The following is a 20455-nucleotide window of genomic DNA, read 5'->3' on the forward strand; positions in this document are numbered from 1 at the left end:
AATCTGAATATACTCTGTCATTAATGGCACACATGCTATTTTTAATTAAAGGATTGTTATGAAGAAAATAATTTCAATATTATTTTTATTTATGGCCCTGGGATCATCTTACCAGGCTATCGCGGGATCAGGACGCTGCCAGCATGACTCCGATACCGCTGCAGATGGTTCCCGTTGTGGTGGTCGTTCTGCAGATTCTCGCCCTGGTGGCGGAGGTTATCGATAAGTATGAGGTGGGCGCCGCCCGCGCCCACCTCACAAATAAACTATTTGGTTTCTTTCTCGACTGAGAGATTCAACTTAACATTATCATCCAAAGCGAACTCAACATTCTTTCCATATGGAAGCTCTGCTGTTCTGGTTGGGATATTAACGTTCTGGATAGCATCACCCCCAATTGTCGTGCGCCCATTATACATGTGAATATTTAATGATGACAGGTAGTTAATTGTACCGCTATATGTAATACGGTACTTGCTCTCATCGACAGGCGACACATTATAGTTAACAGTAATTTTAGGTCGTGAAGCGCGATATGTGCCTCTAATATCATCAATCCGTTTGGGGTCAACAGCAAGAACGAGTGTTTCACTTAACACCCTCGAATCAGCAATAAGGGTGGATACACTCTGTGGAAGATAATAATCAGATGAGTATGCCGCATTCAATCTCAACGCCTGATTATCCCCCCGACCATGATTTGAACAACCGGCAAGTACAGATACAGCAAAAAATAAGCAAGCTATCTTTTTCATTTAACCACTCTTTGAAGTTTAAAGAATTATCCTACCACACAAGAAAAAAACGCAACAACCTATTTGCTCTGACTTACTTTTTGCATTTCCCTCAAATATTGAGCTGTATAGCTATCATTATTTTTTGGTTGGTTATTCTGTGTATTAGGTGTTACCGACGCGCCTTTTTGATATTCAGCATATTTCGCGTCCAGCTGTGCTGCATTTATGTCTCCAGAGAGCGCGCCAGCAGATAACGCTTTCTGTGCAAATGCGGCCTTACCGGGGTCATTACCCGCCCATTGTTGTAACACCGGGGCTGTTCTATTCTTGGTTTTTTGCCCAAATGACTCAGCAATCTGGTCATCCAGCTTGTCAAACTGTGTATTGATCGTTGATGCATTATCCGGGTCTTTAGCCAGCGCTTTAGCTCGTTCTTTCTGTGAATTAATAACCTGAGTGCGGTACTCTTTAGCTTCCGCTCTATCCTGCTTGGAGCTGCCATTTACCAGACGATTCAGAAACTGGGCCGTTGACGGGTCACTGTTTATCGCCCCTACCATCTGCCCGTAGCCTCTGAACTGCGCCATGGCCTTGTCGAGAGGAATAACCACAACATTATCCTGCGGATCTGATGAGGCGTAGCGCGTCATTGGTTTCATTTTTGAAACGGAACCATCATCAAACTTAGTATTCACGGACAGGAAAATGCTTTTTCCATCCTCAGTGAGCCCAATATGGGCCAGCTCTTTATCGGCTATTGTTTTCCCTGTTGCAGCATCTTTTTCCCCTACGCCACGCTTAATATATGTGGACAAGACCTTATCAGCCACACTGACAAATTTTGGATCATTGTAATCCACTTGCCCGTTCATCACTTGGGGCATGATTTTATTCATGTCTCTAACAGTCTGGATTTTGTCCGGGCCAATGAATCGCGTGGGGCTGTACGGATTATCATCTGAGATTTGCCCGGCCAGACGCAATGCATCCTCATCCCATTGGCCATTGTTGGTTTTCAGCCGGTCATAGAGTGCCTGAACGGTCGGCATCTGTTCAGTCATTCGGCGCTGCCGCTCCTTCTCTGCTCGTTGGTATTCAAACTCGTCACGGCGCAGGTTTAATCCTGCAGCCTGTAAACCAAACGAGCGATCAGCATTTCTTTTGCTTTGCTCGAACTCGGATTGCCAGCGGTCGTCGCTTACTTTATCTCGCTCCTTCTGTCGTTGCCGGTCCTGAGTATCGGTATTTTTTCGATAATCAAACTGCGCCTGAGCCAGCCCAAAACTTCGATCTGCATTCTGCTGCTGTTGCTGCATTTGCAGGCGCCGCAATTCTGAGTCCTCACGACGCTGAAGCGCATTTTCTACTGTGTTAAATCCGGCCAAAAAACCATCAGCCAACCCGCGTACATCCGCCATACATCCTCCCGATTAAGAAAACAATGAACCAGCAATCAGGCCAACCGCAGCACCAATCCCTGCACCAATCGGACCACCCCATGATCCGTATGTGGCACCTAATGCAGCACCACCCGCCACCCCCATGCCGGCCATCGTGCCCTTCGTCTGATTGGCTGCTGTTTTTTGTTGGGCTTTCAACTGCTCATTAGCTGCTTCACGCTGCTGTTCTAATTCAGCAGACTGCTGCATTCCCTGCATAGCCTGTTGCCGGGTCTGAGCGGCAATATCGATTAATCCGTACCCCATTATTTGTCACCCCCAATATCCAGCAGGTTACGCAAGGACGCTGAGCCACCAGTGAGAATGTTCATCTGCCGATCAGTTTCCGCATCACGAATGCCGTTCTTTGCGCCAGCTGTTGCTAACGCTGCTTTTAGCCCCAGGCTATTATCTGCCCCATTGTTCTGCTGGGTTGCCCCATAGCGCGCCTGTTGGTTGGCTGCGCCGACCGTTGCCGTGTTTAGCGCCTGCTGTTGTGTGGTATCCGCTCGCGCTAACTGGTTATTCATCAACTGACCACTGGTTGATAGCTCCATTAGCCCCTGCAACTTGGGGTAATAACGTTGCATCCAGTCGTTGTATTGTTTACGCGTAATATCCGCAAATGTATCTGACGCTACCCCCATGATTAGCCTCCAATATTTCTAAAATTCGAACTCATAAAAGGCATATCCGAAACGCCAAATATGCCACTGGAGTTCCCCACCGTTGGTGCCTGCGTCTTCGTTGGCAAACTGGATAACCCTTTGCTCACGAGTGCGCCGCCAACTGTGCCAACAAGTCCTTTACTTGCCTGCTGTTTAGATAGTGAATTCTGCGCATCAGAAATCGCCTTTTGCTGCGACGCTGCCGCGATCCCTTGATAACCTTGTAACGCCTCCGCTTTCTGCCCCGACCCCATCGCCTGGACATCCTGCAACCCAGCGACATACTTATTTTGCTGATCGGTTTGTGCCCGGTTAGTCGCGTCAATCGTTCCCGCCACCTGGTCAGTAGCAACATCCTTCAGCGCTGACTGAAATTTCCCGCTACTTGGGTCAACGCCTGCCGCCGCCAAACCGTCAGCTGCCTGCCGCCGAACACGCCCGAATTCCTGCTGATAACCAAGATTGACGTCCCCCGCGATCTTGTCGTACTTCTGCCCATCATTCAGGGAATCCACCTTTTCCATGAACAAGTTCTCGAATGGCCGCAACTCGTTCTGATAAAGATTCCATTGCTGGTTTGCTACCTCCGCCGCTGCCATTTGTTGGGATGTCTCTTTGACCTCAGTGCTACCACCGCCGCCTTTACCCACGTTTCACCTCATACCGATATCTTGAATCTCATCAATCCAAACTCATCAGGAAGCCGTTCAAAACCAAGCCGCTGCGCCACCCGGATAAACCCTTTCCTGACCGTATAGAATTCAGCCCAACGCCCACCAGCCATACGAGTTAGCTCCTGAACGTGTGGCAACCAATACGCGAGCGCGTCCTTTCGTGTGCTAACCCCAAGCCATACCACAACATACGGAATACAGTAGTAACTCCGGGGTCTGAGGACGATCCGCGTATCATCCGTACCAAAGCAAAACGCCTGCTTTTTACGGCAGGCGTTTTGTATATTGTTCAGTAAATTAATATCCCCGGACTCACGTTCTACTCGCTGGGATAGCTGTAACAGCACATTACTCAAATATTCCTCCAATTATCTGTCACGGCTACTTATCGTGATTCTTTCCACGCCGTTCTTATCGATGACTCTGATCTCATCGTTGGATATATTCAGTCCGCGTCCATCTACAGATGAACGGATGCTTAATTCCCCTGCTGCTGAAATACGCGTCAGTTCGCCAAACGTGGCGTTTCCTAGTGGATCTACAGTAAACCCGCCACTTTCGATTCGCGCCGTTTTGATGTACGGCGATACAATCTGAATGCCCGCTTTAACGCTATCGGCCACAATGGTTTGTGCGGACAAAATCTTGATCACCGCCTCTCTGGCAATTAATTCGTCAATCACCACCTTGCCATTTGATACCGCAAACGGAATCGCATAAGTGGTTTTGTCATTCGGGTTATTAGGATCGAAGATAAAAAACTGACTGGCCGCTACAGCCACCTGGCTGATTGTATTACCGCTCGAATCTCGACCTGCAACAATCCCAATACCCGCTTTTATATCACCCGCCTGTGCTTTGGTATTCCACAGTGATTGATACGCCGCCGACCCGTTTTTATCAATCTCAGTAATGGCTTTTGCGTTTGTCTGTACAGCTGCATTATTTTCTCTCGTTGTAGCCTCCACCCGTTCAACTCGTTCCGCTGATGATGCAAACCGATCAGATACTGACCGCGATAATTCCCTTACTGCTGACGCATTGCTTTCTGATGACGCTTCAACATCGGTTACCCTCTTTGCCATCGCACTGTTTTGATCCTTAACGGATTCAGACAGCGCTTTTACGTTTGAATCAACAATGTCGATATTTTTTGTATTTGCTCCCAAATTCTCAGTGAGATTGGCAATCAGCGGCGACGTATTTAACTGCTCCGTAATCACTTCAATAATTGCAGCAGGATCAGGGTGAGTCTGTGCATAGGTGCCCTTTGAATCATTGAACGGCCCCGGTTCCCCTTCGGAATTAACGTGACGAATCCAGTAATACCCTCGCCAGTCTGGATCTACGGGGTCGCCATATACACCGGCTGCTGAACTGGCAATCAGTACCGCATCCGCCAGATTATCGTCAGGTGACCGGTATATCTCGGTTAACGACCGTCCGCGATAGTTGGGCATATCCCATTCCAACAGGACATAGGCAAATCCGCCCGTCGCTTTGAAATTCATTGGTTTGGTTGGCTTTTGCACACTGCCACCAGAACCAGATCCGCCAGTCCCATTACTCGGCGATAGTGCGACCTTACCGCCCCCTACCTGGCGCAAGTTGGCAAGCCCCAATCCAGCCAGATCGCCATAGGTCACCGCGCGATTTCGACCATCGCCGCGCTGTCCGGTTAGCGTCTCAATATTTTCTGCGACAGCAGCCTGATCTGTACCAGCCCTGAATTTGCTATTGCTCACGCCGGCATCTCCTGCATTGATGTTGCCAGCGTAATCCGGTCAACCTGTGCGCTGCCGTATACTTCGACCTGCCAGCGTTTACCACGCATTGGCGGCAGTTTCAGCAATGTGTCTCTCATGCTACCCGGCGGCAATTGCATCACCACTTTTTTATCGGCATACAGAATTACACCAATCGATGGCAACGCATCACTCATCACACGCAGGCACGAAAATGAGGTGTTTGACAGGGCAAGAAAAGTCTTGGAGCGCCAGCGGAAATTGACTGGGGCACCATCATTGAGCGTATAAAGCTGATGGCCTTTAACAATGTAGAGCGTGTCACTTGACTCATCGTTATATGCCGCATCAAACGATGATGTTACATACCGAATATCCATGTTTACCGGGTCGAAGATGAACCCGGCAACGCCTGAATCCGTGTCATACAGGGCAAAATACTCATTTTCCACCCGCCACGCCCGGATAGATGCCGGGTTAAATCGCTGCCGCCATTGCTTGGCCTCGATGATATTAGCGGTCGCTATCGCTGCAGCCCCGTCGGCACTGATCGAAACCAGCCCGTTCGGCGAGGCATATAAGGCAAAACCGTCCATTGCGGCCATGCTTCGCCGCGATACACAGGACAGGGCGATCAGTGAATGGCTGGACGTAATGTTAGATGGTGTGATACCCGAAAAAACATAGGGCATCCCTTTCGTGCCCACGATCAGCGTAGTGCCTACCGGTGTGATTGCAACGATGTCATCTTGCACCGTCTGCTTATTCGTGTCCTTCCAGGCGTATGGCAAATACGCCTCGCTGAACATCACCTGATTACCCATAAATCCAGCCGCTATGCCATTCGACATCATACACAGGCCGGTCATGCCGTCGGGCGGCATGTAATAACCATAGGTTTCCAGTGACGCGCTGAGTTGGGAATCAGACAAATTATCGACAAACGTCGCCACAGCAATATCCAGTTCAGCCACCAACAGAAAATCAGCCGACTCACTACTCGTTGCGGATCGGTATATCCGGCGCTTAGTGATGTTGTGGTTTTGTTGGCCCGGTGGTTGTAGCAGTAGTTCAACCGAGCTACCCGAATAGGCGATAGTCAATTCAGCCGATGCCGGGCCGGGTGCCCCTTCTTCACCATACGCAGTCACATAGGTCTCGGTGTAATAGCGAGTCTCATCGTCTTTAGGGTCGTTGTTGCTTATGCCTGCCGGCGGCGTAATCGTGCCAATTGTTATTGGGTTTACCGGCACCGGGATGCCCAGGCGGAAAAATGCTGCTGGATAGTTACCGCTCCCTTTCGTCGCAATTTGCGAGCTTGTGACCTTCGGAAATTCACCGTCGGTGTAATAAACGCGCCCGTATTCATCATTCGCCACCGGGCTGCGTATCACATCAACAGCCTTATTCCAGGCAAACCAAAAATTGTCACGGTAATGAAAAATCGTTTCTGGTTTGATGCTGAAACTCTTCTTTTGATCAACATCATCCAGCATCGGGGTGATAACGCCATGCCTGAAATGGCAGCCTTGCGCCAGTGTCGCGTTGGCATCAGGTAATAGGTGTTCGACAACGCGCGGCATTTCACCACGCATCGCTGTGATATCAATGGTTGCCATGCTAAAGCCTTGGGGGTAGTGCGAGGAAGGAACAAAAAAGCCCCGCTTTTTAGGCGAGGCTTGGTATCTTTGGGGAATTTAGCGCGTATGATGTATTATCGCAAGATGTCTCTATAGCTTCTAAATGGACTAATGCATGGAACTTTATAAGAACAGCAAAATGAATACTCTCTATTATGATGACGAACCTGCTTGCACCGATGAGCCGTGTTCCGTGTCAATTAATAATGGAATTATTGAAGTCTCTTATATACATGATGGTGAAAAATACACCTATGTCGGCCCTGAAACATCACCGGGGCATTTCGAATTGACGGGAAACGATGGTAGAAACAGCAAAGCCACTCTTCATCGATTCCCTAATGGAAAGACCTTGGTTGGCAAGTGGCGGTATGACAATTACCGTGGATTATGGCAGATTGCCCTTAATAACTAAGGTAGCATTATACATATCAAATATATGAGATATTGCTACAGTAAACATTGCTGTGCAGCATAACCTTCGGTTTTTGCTCTCCACGTTCCGGCATCTGTACACGCACAAGGATGAACGCGTCGCGCGGAATATCGATCGGATCGCCGTTTGCGTAGCCATCGAGTTCATTGCGTGCGAACGCTGGCGCGTCAGGGTGTGGACGATGATACGTGCGAATGATGATAGAACCGTCCTCATTTATCTGACTGCCGTCATCACCGCCGAAGTCAACCCACAAGCGGGGTAGCTTGTTGCGACACATCGGCACATCGATGCCGCCATCATCGCCACCCCATGCGCGATCAGCGTTCAGACCCAAGCAACCGGAAATGCGGTAGACGCCCTCGCTGATACGCTCCGTGTAGATACCTTGCGCTTCGTCAGTCAGTTCACTTGTGCCATCGCTAAAAAGTTTTACAACAGGTGACGCGGTCTTATAGAAACCGTTAGCGTCAACAACTGCATTGCGCCCCTGCACTAGTATGTTTGCGGGAGCGGCAGAGCCAACCCTTACAGCTGGCACAGCATCCAGCGTGTGTAGCACTGCATTTATATTTGAATCGCCAAGATGCAAAAAATTATCGCCAGCAATTTTCACCATATCTCTCGACTCGCCAGCTGTTGTCGTGCCAGCAATCGAAATACCGTTGAGGGTTCTCGGCGTGACGCTAAATACTTTATAACCCGTTAATGTTTGCACTCCAGACGTTAGAACAATGTCACCTGGCTCACTTGCCGCCGGCAGGCTCAGTTTTGCAAACCGTTGTCCGGCAGCGTCGTTTTCGTTTCGTGCAATGAAAAATATTGCAAGACCAGTGTTATCTACCTCACAGAAAACTTTACGCCCCACAACGTTGCTGGCTATATCAGTAGATTCTAATACTAACCCCGGATAACTAGATCTGCGTTGATAAAGCGGTGAGCTAAAAATTTTTTGCGCACTGATTGTCTGTGGCGTTGTAAGTGTAACGCTTCCCTCTCCTGCTAATAGCTGCTGCTGGTAAAGCGTCTCAGTGGCCTTTTCTGCCGCCGTTGACGCAACATTGGCGGCGTTGCCAGCAGACGCACTTGCTTGCTGAGCCTGAGCAGTTGCGGCACTAGCAGTTTGTGCATACTGTGCCGCTTCATTTTTGGATACAGTTGCGTCACGCAAAGCGTTCTCTGCTGCCTCTTTGGCATTCTCAGCTGAGCCAGCAGCACTGACAGCAGCCAGCTTTGATTGCTCCGCCTGGCTGGCTGCGGACTCCGCACTCCTTTTGGCAGTACCTGCTGCATTTGCTGAATTGAGCGCATTGGTTGCAGCAGTTTCTGCAGCCGCTTTTGAGGCTGCTGCGGAATTGGCAGATATCAGCGCTGATGCGCTTGCCTGTTGTGATAGTACTGATGCCTGTTGCGCTTTCTGAGCCTGTTCCTGAGCCAGCCCGTTAGACGTTGCCGCGCTATCCGCCGCTGATTTCGCGTCAATATTCAACGACTGCATGGTTCCCAGCTTTTGGGTAACGTCTGCCTGTATCTCGCGGAAATAGACAATAATTTGAGGTGTAACGGTCTGCTCTTGTCTCGCCTTTTCCAGCAGATCGTTAATGGTCGTCGGCGTTGTATCCTTGTTGATAGACACCGATCCGTAAATGGCGTTATTGCCATCGTGCTGTATTGAAATGGAGTAATCACACAACTCCAGTGGAATGGCGTATTCACCGTCCTCATTGGTCGTCGCCGATACAGAGAAACCATTCAATACAGAGCTATTCGTTAATGCTGTAAACGTGATCTCAGCGTCAGAAATAGCAGTACCGGAGGGGTCAATCAGTACGCCGCTGATCAGTACGCTCATTGTGCACCTCCGCTAGATTGTGCCTGTTTTTTCTGCCCGGCGGCCTGGTCGGTCTGCGACTTCACGCCCAACAGGTCAACAAACGTTTGATAGTGTTGTGACGACAGCATGGCGTAGTTGCCGTTTTCACTGTCTTTCCCGTATGCCCGAAACAGAATCCACTCCAGTACCGGGTTGATATAGAGTTCATCAAGGGGAAATGCTCGTTTCAGGCCATCAATGGTGGCCGCAGCGGGTAACCTTGAGACGCAGACCTCCAGAGAGATACCCGACACCGCCCCTGGAAAGAGCCAGAAAACCTTCGGTACCTGTTCGTCATAGCAGTAACGTTCAACAGGCCCGGTCATGGTATGCCAGTCAGGGAATTGATAATCGAGGGATTCACGCGCGATAGGCTGGATAGCCCGGCCGTCAATAACACGAATAACCTCAAGCAAGCGAAGCGCGCCATCGGGCAGTTGCTGCCGCGTCCCAGGCTCACAGGCGAACGCCTCTATCGATGCGCCAGCATCGGGACGGATAATGATGATGGCGTTTATCGCATCATTGAAGTAGTCCAACAGCTCAGATTTCGACCAGCGCAGCCAGTGCGCATCAACCAGTTGGGCATTAGCCCGGCCAATAACGTCATTGATTGTGATCATCAGTAGAATTCGTGTCGGCGTACCGGGTTTTGAAAACCGGTAACAGGGGAATTATCCAGAGCATCGCGGTAGGCTCGGCGATAACCATCGGTGAAGGTAGCGCGGAAATAAGCAGCCTGCTGGGGATCGCTCCAGGGCTTGCCCGGCATAAGGTACAAATCTTCCAGTGCACCGGCTGCAATCGCATCAGTATAATCATCAGCCAGTGCGTCTGGCACTTCATCAGCATCGCGCCGGGGCTCTACCGCAAATAGCACAGAAACACTGCTATATGCGCGGTTGAATGCCAGATGATTGGCTGAAATCACCGTAAAATCAGTGCCAGCATCCAACTCCACGGGATTTTCAGGATCGCTGAGATTGGTCACGCGCAAGCGTTTGACGCACTTCACCAGCGGACTTTCACTCAGCACATGCTTAACACCTGGCTGTACATCTGTCAGCAACACTGTATCGCGGCAGAACAGTGATTCTCGGCAAAATGTGATCGCCGCTTCGCGTATTGATTGCCGCATCATGATGTCCAGCGGGCCGGTAATGTGCTTGCGAATAGCCGGGAGAAAAACGTCAAGCGCCGCCATTACTCTGTAGCCTTCGCTTTAATGGCTTCACGGACGCGGGCACGGAATTCATCAACCTTTTCCTGAGCGCCCTGTTTCAAACCCAGATCCAGATCTTCCGCTTCCACCAGCGTGGCTAACTGAGCCGATGTGAGCTTGGCCAGATCGATATCATCACTGCCGATTGTGACCACCCAGCTATTGGCCTCGGCCTCAGCCTGTAACCGCGCCAATTCTTCAGCCGCCTGTTTTGCCTTTAGTGCCTCATCATCTTCATACTGTTTAAGCGTCGCGCCGACTGCCGACTCACGCACCCATACAGTCGGAAACGCCAGAAGCTGGTGAGCAATTGCGCTTTCAACATCCACCGGGACAAGACGCGGAAAGATCAGCCGGCTGTTTGTTATGGTGTCGCGTTTCTTGTCTTTGCTGCCGATGTACACAATCGAAATAGTATCTGCCATAAAATCAATTCCTTAATAGAAAACCCGCCGTGCTGGCGGGTTTGGTTGTGAGGTGGACGGGGATCAGTAGCCAACGGCGATGTATTTGACGAGGACAGTTAAATTGCCGGTAGCGGCAGCACCAGCGATAGTTGCGGTAATTTTCTCCCCGTCAACGATGGTGGCATACGGTGCAACAGGCACCGATTTTGCTACCGCTGTCGAATGTGCTGCAGCGGCAACCAGCACTTTGTCACCACTTTTGATTTCTACCGTCACATTCGCACCCAGCGCATCACTGATAACATCAACGCCGTAAATGCGCATACCTATCGGCATTTCAAGCAGTTCAACAACATCATTGACTGCAGCAGCTTTTAGCGTGATCTGTCCCTCAGCAATCGACAAATTGCCTTGCGGCCCCTGATAAACTGCATCGCGCATGGACGGCGCCTGAATTGTTGCCATAGTGGTTTTCTCCAGAAAAGCCAGAAAAAAAATAAGCAGGCCGAAACCTGCTTATTGGATGGAATTAGCGAGTGGTAGAAATTGCTGAGTCAACAACGATAACGCCATGGTCGTTGATGCGACCGTCTTTCTGCTGGAAGCGGATTTTCTTGAGGCCATTGATCCAACGAATAGACACTTCAGTGCCGTTGCCGTGATCCACCTTCTCCTCGTTGTAGCCAAAGTGTCCGCCGTCCTCGCCCCCATAGGCATTCGCCAGCGCCTGACCACCCAGCAGTAGCGCACGGTCGATGGTGGTTTTTGCTTCTTTCAGCGCAACCGTTGCCGCCAGGTCATTGTTGGATACCGCAACCTGAGAACCGGTATTGAAGCGGATCGGCATCCCGGTGTACTTACGCACCAGAATGTTGCGCCACATGGCGCATTCCCCTTTGAAAAGCGGGTGATCGAACCCCTTGGAGCGCTGGACTGCGCGCGACAGCATGGCCTGCCAGTCCTTGCCAGATGTTGAGGTGTACCAGTCATTCCACTGGCGCGGCGTCACGTTCAGCACATAGTACGGGTCTTCGTTCGCCATCTCGTCTTTCGACATCTTGACGGGCTGAATCGGGTGCGCCATCTCATCGATAAACAGTGACAGATTATCGACCACGCCTAACGTAAACAGGTCGGCAGCATCAAGCCCTTCAAAACTGGTGGCGTCACCGGCGAAGAAGTGGCGGTCATAGGTTGGCGGCAGCACATCGTTGATCATGATTTTGCCGAACTCACTGTGACCGGCCAGCGGCAGGATGGTGTCATCGGCAATAAAGTCACCGCGTGCGCCAGCAAGATGCACTGTAGCGCACTGGTCTTGCAGGTCATTGAAGTAGGTGCCCAGCAGCGTGCGCGCCGTTTTGTTCAAGTTGTGCTTGAAACGTTGCTCACTCATCTTGCCGCCCGCATCTACGAGGTGACGACCCTGATTGATCTTGAGCGAGAAGTCAGCGAATGCGAGGTTCTCACCACGGCCTGCCAGTTTCTCATCGCCCATGGTCGGGCGCTTTGACAGCTTATGGACGATCTGCATATCCACTTCACCCCCTTTCTGCTTTTGCAGATCGGTAATGCGTACGACGGGCGCGGTATAACTGGTTTGCTTCACGCCTTTTTGATCCGGCGTAACCGCCTTGGGTGCCTCCTGTTGTTCGGTCATGATATTGACGAACGAGCGATTGCGGTTGGCTGCGGTAAACAGCGCAACCTGCATCAACTTAGTCGCCTGAGATGAAGTGATCGTTGTCATGTTGATTCCCTAAAAATGAAAAACCCGCACGATGGCGGGTTATAGGATTACGGTGTTCGTCAGATGGCTTGTTCCAGTAACGCCTCAATCTGCGCATCCGTCATACCGGAAAACATGGCGTGCAGTTGTTCCGGGCTGGCGTTAGCGGCTTGTTCCAATAAAGAAGAGGATTGCGTTGCAGTCTGGCCGACATCTGACGGTGAGACCGGGAGCTGTGCGGCGGCAGTTGCCTTTGCCAGCACGTCTGCGGCTTTCTGCTGAAGCTCGGCGGTCGTCGGTTGTGCTGGCTGCCCTTCGGGCGCGGGCTGCGGAGGTGCACTCTCAACAGTTTCGCCGTAGGCAGCACGAGTACGCTTAACAACTTCGCCGAAGCGTTCAGTTAATGACTTGTCTTTCCATGCAGGGTCTTGTTTCAGCGTTTCATCGATGTGGATTGCCAACGTGAAGCGATCCGGGTCACCGCTCTGCCAGGCCTTCAAATCTGGCGTAGCGTCCAGTGCCACCGACACAGGATTACTTTCAGCAGAATGCGCCGCTGCCGGTGCTGGTTGTACTGACTGCAAATGCTCCACCTTCTGCGCCAGTACATCGATGACGTTGGCGACATCAGGGAAGCTCTCGCGTAAGGCGTCGAGCTGCTCCTGAGTGATCTGTGATTTCTCAGGTAATTGCGCGGGCTGCAACCCGGCAGCATTGATTTGGCGCGTAAACACCTCAAGCTGACGCTTGGCTTCTGCCAGTTCAGCAGCGGTGCGCTGATTGCTTTCCGCCAGGCGACGCTTTTCAGCGCGCTCCGCTTCAAGTACATCGTAGGGGATGGCGTGTTTGCCATCCTTACTGAGCAGGATTTTGGCTGCTGTCGTTTGCTCTGTGCCAGTCACCTGACTCGAAACAGTGCTCTGTTGCCCTACAGCCACGCCCGGCGTCGGCGTGTCACTACTGCTATCGCCCGTATTTTGCTGACCTGCCGCTGTCTGAGTTGTTACCGCTTGCGCCCCCGTAGTATCAGTTACTGCTGCCGACGGACCTCCCAATGCGGTGTTATCATCGATAGTTACATCGCCGATTTTTTCCAGCAGCGCTTCCAATTCTTCCGGGGTTTCATTACCTGTTAAATCGAGTTCCACTTTTATAACTCCTGCATGTCTATTTGTCGGATAGATCCGAGGGATTGAGGCGTATCGCTGCCTGTGCGAATCAGCGCCCTATTACCAAGACGCTTACCCGCACAAACAAAAACGCCCACCGAATGGCGGGCACTGATTTTGTGGTATAAAAAAACCGGAGCAGCTTTTTAAGGCGTACTCCGGTATCTTTCGCAAATCTAGCGCGTATTCCCCCTCAGTGCAATATCTAGACGGCAATCGCGTCAATCTGTGCCTGAATCGTCTGCATCATCTGCCCACGCAAAGCATCCATCTCCTGCGTCGTGTTCTCCATATCCTGAAGGATACGACCGGTTTCCGCCTGCGTCCTGGCGTCATCAAACCGCTGGCTATTCGCTAACACCTGCTCGCGCTGTGCGGCGGCAGCGATACGCTGCGCCTCGGCCTCCAGCTTAGCCACTTTCCCGGCAATTTCCCGCATCGCCAGTTCCTGCTGCTGAGCTTGCACCTGTTGCTGCTGCTGCGCGACTTGCTGCTCTTCCGGGGTCATTTCATCCGGCGCCTTCGGCGTACCCAGAGCGCTGCGGATCCGCTCGATGAATTCAGCCTTACGCGGCACGTCCAGCAGTTCCACCCACATATCAAGTACCATTGCCTGCACCTGTGGCGGCAAGCCGGTGATCACCTGCGACATACGTTCAGCCAGTTGCGATTTATAGGCCGGAGTTTGCTGAATCGGAGCTAACGCAATATGCGCACGCAAACGTGACACATCATTGGTCATGCCCCCTTCTGACTCCTGATTGATGGTGACCGATTTCCGGCGCCGCGGGTCATCGCGGTTCACCACTACCGTGTAATTGCGACGACGGGTCAAATCCTCCAGCAAATAGGACAGCAGCAATTGCCCCACCTGCTGGCAGGAAAACTGATAGTTATCGTTGATTTCCGCCAGCGTGGTGGCTCCCTGCTCCACCAGATTACTGATCGCTACACCGGAGGCAGCACTGGAGTCTTGCCCCAAAAAAGCCGAATAGACACCCATGCCGTCCTGAATCAGCTTCATGCTCTCCTGCATGACCTGAAACTGCTGCTGCGCGACTTGAAAATCTTGCTGAATATTGACTGCATCAGCGGCAGTCGTTTTGTTTTTGCGATCAGGGTTCAGCGTGATCAAGCCGTCCGGACGTTCGGCCTCATCGAGTAACTGCCTATCCGTCATGTTGACCGCATCGGCATCTTTGATGATACGCTTGGCCTGAAGCAACCAGGTTAGTTTGATGCGACGGAAATTCACTTCGTCTTGCGCCGGTATGGCCCGGCAGGCCAGCCCATAAGGGGCGCCATTCTTATCTTTACGGTATCCCCAGAACGGCACCAACGGGAACATGCCCTGCGGCGCTGTGCAGGGCCGATCACCTATGAAATGCGGCCCAACAAACCACGCTTCACGAATCCGACTGACGCGTGACATCACCACTGACACGCGCCCTGATGCCACTGCAACAGTATGCATGAGATTATTTTTGTCATACTGCACCATCCGGCCATTCGGCAATTCCAACACCGGCAATTGCTGGTACGTGCGGTAGTAAATCACCTGAAGCAAGACACGCTTGCGGTTGGAAGACACCCACTCGGTATCCTTGCGGCTCCACTGCTGATATTCCTCATACGCGCTAATTAGCGCCGATTCTTGCCCCTCGGCAATGTCGGTATCCACAAATCCCCGCCACTCGTTGATCGAATAGTCGATGATGTCAGACATGCCGGGAAAGGTCGCTTTAACTTCATCTACATCCAGCCAGCGCTTACGCATCAACCAGCGGCAATCACTCAAATCCGCTTCCCGACTGTGCCAGTCCCAAAACACTTCATTGCGGTGAACCGTCCCGACTTTGTAGCGGGAACCAAACAGATCGCCATTGCGCCGCACCTCTACCCAGCCCAACCCGGCCTTGATCTGCTCGGCATACGCATCAGAGCGCGCCTTGTTCATGTTCGCCAGACGGCACACATCTGCGAACTCGGCATTGACCGCATCGGCCAACTGCTCCATTTCTTCGTCCGGGTCATCGGCAATCACCATCAGATCGGTGCGTGTCTTGGCCTCCATACCCAGTACACCATCAATGGTTGGCGCAATCAGGTTATGCATTGTGAGCGGCTGCCCGCGTTCACGCAGTTTCGCCACCAGCTCCGGCGCCAGTTGATCACCGTCATAATACGAACAGGCTTTGTTCGCCGTGGTGCGCCAGTCTGGCTGTGCGTCAATGTCCGATGAGATATCCAACAGTTGACGCTGGGTAAAACGATCTTGGTTATCCTGCGGCGACTGAGACTTGGCCACAGCTTCAATAGCGGCTGTATTCATCAATGTGACATCCAGTGAGTTTGTTTCGAGCGGTCGATAGGTTTGGGTTTCGGACGGGCCGGCATACGAGCACGCATTTCCTGCGCAATCGCATAGCTCATCACCTGGTCATCGAAACAACCGGTTTGTGCGCCCATGCTGCCTTTAGCGTCATAGACATAGGTATTGAGTTCGTTGATAGTGCCGATCCAGCGAATGCCGCTTACCTTTTCACGCAGTAACGTTTTCAGCCCTTCCGTTACCACAGGCTTACTCTGCTTGGTCGTTAACCAGCCCAGCTTAGGCGTCTCGTCGTCGTTATCGCGGTCGAGGTGTTGCTCGGCGTAAATAGCGCGGGGCGGGTAGATATCGCGGAGCTTCTGCAATACTGCATGGCCGTGGTTGTTGCGCTCTGGCCCGATGTAGGCGGTGTTGTACCACTTGCCGACGTGTGCCAACAGTTGCGCGAACAATTCTGCATCCAGATGACCGAACCAGTGCGCAACCTGCTCCCCATTGGATTTCTTCACGACATCAAACGAAGATCGGTCACCGTTTTCCAGACCTTCCGCCACGTCGCCACCGATGGCGTAATCTTCATCCGGATCCGGTAGTTCCCACACCAGCAGGTGATTCATTAACGTGCGCTGAAGTTCCTCTTTATCGCCGCCGCGCAGTGCCTGCACTTTCTCGCGCTTACCGGTAACCGGATCGATGTCGTAGACAATGCGCGGCGCACAGCAGGCGGCTTCTGCCTGCATCACGCTGATAGCGGCAAATACACGGCGGCCAGAGGTTAAGAAAGCTTCCTGTGGCGTGGACGGAAATTCCTGTTTCATTTCCTCGCCCTGCTCGCCCCCCTTGCGGATATACCACTGCTTTTGCTCATCCGTCAGAGATACGCCAGTTGCAGCTTCCACTGCAGCAAAATACTCACGATGGTATTTACTCAGGCGCAGACCACCGGCAGGAACGGGTGCCACATATTTCGGATCGTCAAACCACGGATAGAAATGAAACTTGTAATCCTGCATCGTCAGATCGACACCGGATTGCGCCAGTTCAAGCGCGCGGATACTCATCGTGTGGAAATCGCCGCCCACGCCTTCCGCTGTGGATTCGATAAAGGCGATACAGCCATCATGAATGGCGTTCAGCGTACCGGTGCGTACTTCCTTGGCTTTGGCCGGGTACTTGGCGCAGATCTTCCCGTGCTCGGAAATATGCAAGCGCTGGACGGTGCCTGAACGGAACGACGTGGCAACCTGAATGCTTGAGCCGTGTGAGAACAGGATATAGCCGCCGTTGGCTCCGCTGCGCCGCTCGGTGATTTTGAACGTCGAGCGTAGCCAGCCGGGCAGATTGTCGAACGGTATCGCAATTTTGGTGCGGAATATTTCGCCTGCGGCGGTCTTATCCTGCGCAATAATCCCGCACTTGAGATTGGTGTTAAACAGCGCCTGATCCAGCAGGTAGATATCAATCGCAGTGGAAAATCCCAGTTGGCGAGCCTTAAGGACAATGTTGCGGTAATGCATGGCCTTGAACAGACGACGCTGCGCCGGGCGCATCCGAAACGTGACCAACTGGCCCTTTTCATTCTCGATCTTGTACAGATTGTTGAGCCGCCACCACGGATTGCTCAATTTTGACAAAATAAAAAGACGCTGCTGCGCCTCACTCATTCCATCCAGTTCGTCATCAACCAAACCGGCGTCATATTGCGGTGTCGTCATTGCGCCAGCATTCCATCATCAGGCATCGCGTGGATATCACGCACTACATCAGTTAGCGGCGTCGTCACGTCCTTGCTTTCTGCTGTCAGTTTCTCTGTCTCTGCTTTCAGCTTTGCGGTAGCCGCCTTAATGCGCAGCGTATCAGCACTCAGGCGTGGAACATTCACTGCATCCAACTGCAACTTGCTCAGGCTGTTCTCAATCGACTCAATACGGGCAATGTTTCTGTCCAGTCCGGCCTCAGCCTTGATGAATTTATCGTATAACTCAATACGCGCCTCTACCGATTCGGCGTTGTGCAAATCCTCCATGATTTTATTCAACGTCTTGGTGACAGAGAGCGCACGGGCACGGGTGAATATCAGTTCATCGCGCAGATCGGATTCTTTGGCAGCATCGAACAGTTCATCAGCGTCCAAATATTTGGCGTAAGCGCCGTGTGTTCTGGCGTATTGATTACCCGCTACAAACGGACTCACCGGGTTAGGGTTCCCTGCATAGCCCTCAGTAAACCGACCAGAGGAATCACGGCCTTTCAGTTTCGCGCCACTTTCTGGAGGTGTGCTATCGGCGTCGTGCGCGTCTGCCGCTACATCATCCTCATTCCGCCTTGCTGTATCGCCTTTTGCGCACTTTTGCGCATTTCCTCCCGATTGCGCACTTTGCGCAGTTTTGCGCACTTCTTTTTGCGCAGATTGCGCAGAACGGGGCTTGATGTACCGACGAGCAGACTGGTAGTTCAGTCCATGCTCTTCACACCACTGTTGGGCTGTGATGCCAGTTTCTGCATTGTCAGCCAGGAAGGCGGCTTGCAATGCTTTCCAATCGTGCTTTGCCATAACGTCCTACTGAATGAGCATTATCGAGCCACCTCTGGGAGGTAGCTCTGTAATGTCTGAATCACTTGAATGCGTGGACTACAGCGCGAAACAGGTAATCCTTCACCTGCTGCTCTTTGGGGAGTTGCTCATACGGGACAATGCACGGATGTTCTTTCTTCTCTGCATCTTTTACCGGTCCATACTTCCAGCCTTCCTGTTTTTTGAACGCCAGCCATTTGTTATGGCTAGCCTCCGGCGGGTGATCACCATTGAGGTGGAATACCACGCCTTCAATAGCAGAGTCTTTTTGCCATTGGGGTGCATCTTCCCAGGCTGGTTGGCTGTCATCACCCAGGGCTGCACAGTACGCCCGGTTAATTTCGTGGGCGGCACGTGCGGCACGCTCGATATTTCGGCCCTCAGTCTCCTGCTGGTTGTCACCAACGCCACCGCCAAGTTCGAGAAGTCTGTCATAGCCCGCCTCAAATACCGCTGCTGGCGAATAGCTTTGGTAGCCATCTTCATAGAGAACAAAATATCCACCAGGCTGTGGGTTATGTTTTTCGATGTACCCGCGCTCGGCAAAAAGCAAAATATCACCATCCAGAGTGAGCGATGATTTACCGCTATCTAATAGGTTCGCACCAATAATTTTCGCTGCCTGAACAACTTTATGGCAGCGGTAGCGTGGTAATACGTTGGTCTGTGTCATGGAGTTACCTTTTGTTGGGGCGAAAAAAAGCCCCGGCGGATGCCAGGGCTGGTGTACCAAAGAAGCCAGAGACTACCGATTCCAATACTTGTCTTCACAATATTTTGAAATGGTTGCGATATCATTAACCTTTCTGTGAATCGCAAAACTATTTAATGGGTCATTCCCACTTTCAAGAAACGCATTAATATCAAAATTAGGGTTTTTTACCACCCACTCTGATAACCCTTTTTCTTCTCCATCCTTAACCCTGAGACGATACTCAATAACTCTCATCACCCGGTCGTTATTCACATTTTGACCAAGAAGCTCATATTTAGCATCCCCACCAACAAAAACCGTTCTTAACAAAAACATGATTTCCTCCGTTTTTATCGTGGGGAAATTATAGCCTAGCACCACCGTATTGCAGCGCAAAAGTCATCAACATATATCACTGGTTTCATTCTTTTTGGGTTTCTCTGACCTTACTAAGTTGCTCATTCGCTTGATCAAGCGCAGTCAGCAACGGATCAACCCAGTAAACCACCTGCCCATACGTCAATCGGCAGACGGAGGCAGCGGCACCAGTACCGGTTGGGTCAACTCCGCTGGCAGTGGTGTGCATTGCGCTGGCACGTAAACTGTTCGCGTAGTCGAGCAACCTGTTAGCCACATCATCAGGCACGCACTGGCGGCTAGCCGGATCGCGCTTGACGATAGTGCGGTAAATAATCTGTTTTTCATCTGCTTTTGCCTTAATGTTGATAGCGTACTGGCTGGCTTGTCTGGCGATTTCGTTGAAACGATGGAATGTAAGCGCCTGCGTTGCGATGACGGCCTGCTGCCCTGTGCTTGCCTCCTGTGCCGCCGCCGTTTCCCGTGCCGAAATATCCGCATCCCAGCGCAAACCCTGCACATACAAGCCCGCGCCGAATGCAGCAGCCAACCCGCCGCATAACAGCAGTGTTTTCATTTTCGTGGTTAACATGATGGTCCTGTTGAAATCAGAAGGGATTGGTGAAGGCGAGCAGTGCAGATTTCACGTAGCACGGCCATAACTGATTAAATATTAATCAAATTCGTACCAATACCCCACCGGCTTGCTGATAAGAGGCAATAAGCCGATCAACCTTATGCTCACGCTGACCGTAACC

General features: G+C 51.6%; 23 protein-coding genes. 2 read left to right on the forward strand and 21 right to left on the reverse strand.

The genetic code is table 11. The annotated features are described in order from the left end of the window. Positions 1–58 precede the first annotated feature (58 nt). Positions 59–226: a transmembrane anchored protein gene (locus Dpoa2040_RS18500; protein ID WP_210193699.1), complete on the forward strand. Its 168-nt coding sequence runs from the start codon at positions 59–61 to the stop codon at positions 224–226. Positions 227–266: 40 nt separating this feature from the next. Here the strand turns inward: Dpoa2040_RS18500 and Dpoa2040_RS03645 are convergent, their stop codons facing one another. The 8 genes from Dpoa2040_RS03645 to Dpoa2040_RS03675 are packed head-to-tail and all read right to left on the reverse strand — an operon-like array spanning position 267 to position 6882. After that, the gene (locus Dpoa2040_RS03645; protein WP_168640343.1) at positions 267–755 is read right to left on the reverse strand and encodes a hypothetical protein; all 489 of its coding nucleotides are present in this window, start codon (positions 753–755) and stop codon (positions 267–269) included. Between the two features lie 59 nt (positions 756–814). Further along, on the reverse strand, positions 815–2155 hold the full coding sequence (locus Dpoa2040_RS03650) for a hypothetical protein (protein WP_168640344.1): 1341 nt from the start codon (positions 2153–2155) through the stop codon (positions 815–817). A 12-nt stretch (positions 2156–2167) separates the two neighbouring features. Beyond that, positions 2168–2443, reverse strand: a complete 276-nt coding sequence (locus tag Dpoa2040_RS03655) for a bacteriocin (protein WP_168640345.1) — start codon at positions 2441–2443, stop codon at positions 2168–2170. Next, positions 2443–2823 (reverse strand): hypothetical protein, encoded by a 381-nt coding sequence (locus Dpoa2040_RS03660; RefSeq protein ID WP_168640346.1) that lies wholly within the window; start codon positions 2821–2823, stop codon positions 2443–2445. Before Dpoa2040_RS03660 ends, Dpoa2040_RS03655 begins: the two co-directional genes overlap by 1 nt. 2 nt (positions 2824–2825) lie before the next feature. Continuing rightward, on the reverse strand, positions 2826–3494 hold the full coding sequence (locus tag Dpoa2040_RS03665; RefSeq protein ID WP_168640347.1) for a hypothetical protein: 669 nt from the start codon (positions 3492–3494) through the stop codon (positions 2826–2828). Between the two features lie 8 nt (positions 3495–3502). Then, positions 3503–3874, reverse strand: a complete 372-nt coding sequence (locus tag Dpoa2040_RS18325; protein WP_246867239.1) for a hypothetical protein — start codon at positions 3872–3874, stop codon at positions 3503–3505. Positions 3875–3886: 12 nt separating this feature from the next. After that, positions 3887–5263 carry a DUF1983 domain-containing protein gene (locus tag Dpoa2040_RS18505; protein WP_168640348.1) on the reverse strand — a complete coding sequence of 459 codons (1377 nt, stop codon included), beginning with the start codon at positions 5261–5263 and terminating at the stop codon, positions 3887–3889. Next, complete coding sequence (locus Dpoa2040_RS03675) at positions 5260–6882, reverse strand: hypothetical protein (RefSeq protein ID WP_168640349.1); 1623 nt, start codon at positions 6880–6882, stop codon at positions 5260–5262. The genes Dpoa2040_RS18505 and Dpoa2040_RS03675 overlap by 4 nt, the downstream gene beginning before the upstream one ends. Positions 6883–7018: 136 nt before the next feature. Between Dpoa2040_RS03675 and Dpoa2040_RS03680 the strand changes: the two genes are divergently transcribed. Continuing rightward, positions 7019–7318 carry a hypothetical protein gene (locus tag Dpoa2040_RS03680; RefSeq protein WP_168640350.1) on the forward strand — a complete coding sequence of 100 codons (300 nt, stop codon included), beginning with the start codon at positions 7019–7021 and terminating at the stop codon, positions 7316–7318. 16 nt (positions 7319–7334) lie between these two features. Here the strand turns inward: Dpoa2040_RS03680 and Dpoa2040_RS03685 are convergent, their stop codons facing one another. From Dpoa2040_RS03685 to Dpoa2040_RS03750, 13 genes are all read right to left on the reverse strand, one after another. Then, positions 7335–9191: a prophage tail fiber N-terminal domain-containing protein gene (locus Dpoa2040_RS03685; protein ID WP_168640351.1), complete on the reverse strand. Its 1857-nt coding sequence runs from the start codon at positions 9189–9191 to the stop codon at positions 7335–7337. Beyond that, entirely contained in the window at positions 9188–9835 is a 648-nt protein-coding gene (locus Dpoa2040_RS03690) for a DUF6682 family protein (RefSeq protein ID WP_168640352.1), read from the reverse strand. The genes Dpoa2040_RS03685 and Dpoa2040_RS03690 overlap by 4 nt, the downstream gene beginning before the upstream one ends. Continuing rightward, on the reverse strand, positions 9835–10416 hold the full coding sequence (locus tag Dpoa2040_RS03695; protein WP_168640353.1) for a hypothetical protein: 582 nt from the start codon (positions 10414–10416) through the stop codon (positions 9835–9837). Before Dpoa2040_RS03695 ends, Dpoa2040_RS03690 begins: the two co-directional genes overlap by 1 nt. Then, the gene (locus Dpoa2040_RS03700) at positions 10416–10859 is read right to left on the reverse strand and encodes a hypothetical protein (protein WP_168640354.1); all 444 of its coding nucleotides are present in this window, start codon (positions 10857–10859) and stop codon (positions 10416–10418) included. Before Dpoa2040_RS03700 ends, Dpoa2040_RS03695 begins: the two co-directional genes overlap by 1 nt. A gap of 63 nt (positions 10860–10922) precedes the next feature. After that, on the reverse strand, positions 10923–11306 hold the full coding sequence (locus tag Dpoa2040_RS03705) for a hypothetical protein (RefSeq protein ID WP_168640355.1): 384 nt from the start codon (positions 11304–11306) through the stop codon (positions 10923–10925). Between the two features lie 64 nt (positions 11307–11370). After that, the gene (locus tag Dpoa2040_RS03710) at positions 11371–12591 is read right to left on the reverse strand and encodes a N4-gp56 family major capsid protein (protein ID WP_168640356.1); all 1221 of its coding nucleotides are present in this window, start codon (positions 12589–12591) and stop codon (positions 11371–11373) included. A 59-nt stretch (positions 12592–12650) separates the two neighbouring features. Next, entirely contained in the window at positions 12651–13718 is a 1068-nt protein-coding gene (locus Dpoa2040_RS03715) for a hypothetical protein (protein WP_371810573.1), read from the reverse strand. A gap of 226 nt (positions 13719–13944) precedes the next feature. Further along, a complete protein-coding gene (locus tag Dpoa2040_RS03720; RefSeq protein WP_168640357.1) occupies positions 13945–16071 on the reverse strand; it encodes a portal protein in 2127 nt (708 codons plus the stop codon). After that, positions 16071–17735 (reverse strand): terminase, encoded by a 1665-nt coding sequence (locus Dpoa2040_RS03725; RefSeq protein WP_168640362.1) that lies wholly within the window; start codon positions 17733–17735, stop codon positions 16071–16073. Before Dpoa2040_RS03725 ends, Dpoa2040_RS03720 begins: the two co-directional genes overlap by 1 nt. A 47-nt stretch (positions 17736–17782) precedes the next feature. Then, positions 17783–18625 carry a terminase gene (locus Dpoa2040_RS03730; protein ID WP_168640358.1) on the reverse strand — a complete coding sequence of 281 codons (843 nt, stop codon included), beginning with the start codon at positions 18623–18625 and terminating at the stop codon, positions 17783–17785. Positions 18626–18686: 61 nt separating this feature from the next. Next, on the reverse strand, positions 18687–19319 hold the full coding sequence (locus Dpoa2040_RS18245; RefSeq protein WP_210423813.1) for a RyR domain-containing protein: 633 nt from the start codon (positions 19317–19319) through the stop codon (positions 18687–18689). Positions 19320–19391: 72 nt separating this feature from the next. Further along, positions 19392–19676, reverse strand: coding sequence for a hypothetical protein (locus Dpoa2040_RS03745; protein WP_168640359.1), 285 nt, complete (start codon positions 19674–19676; stop codon positions 19392–19394). An 85-nt stretch (positions 19677–19761) separates the two neighbouring features. Then, complete coding sequence (locus Dpoa2040_RS03750) at positions 19762–20289, reverse strand: hypothetical protein (protein WP_168640360.1); 528 nt, start codon at positions 20287–20289, stop codon at positions 19762–19764. Positions 20290–20455: the final 166 nt, after the last annotated feature.

Source organism: Dickeya sp. CFBP 2040, assembly GCF_012273755.1.
Lineage (GTDB): Bacteria > Pseudomonadota > Gammaproteobacteria > Enterobacterales > Enterobacteriaceae > Dickeya > Dickeya poaceiphila.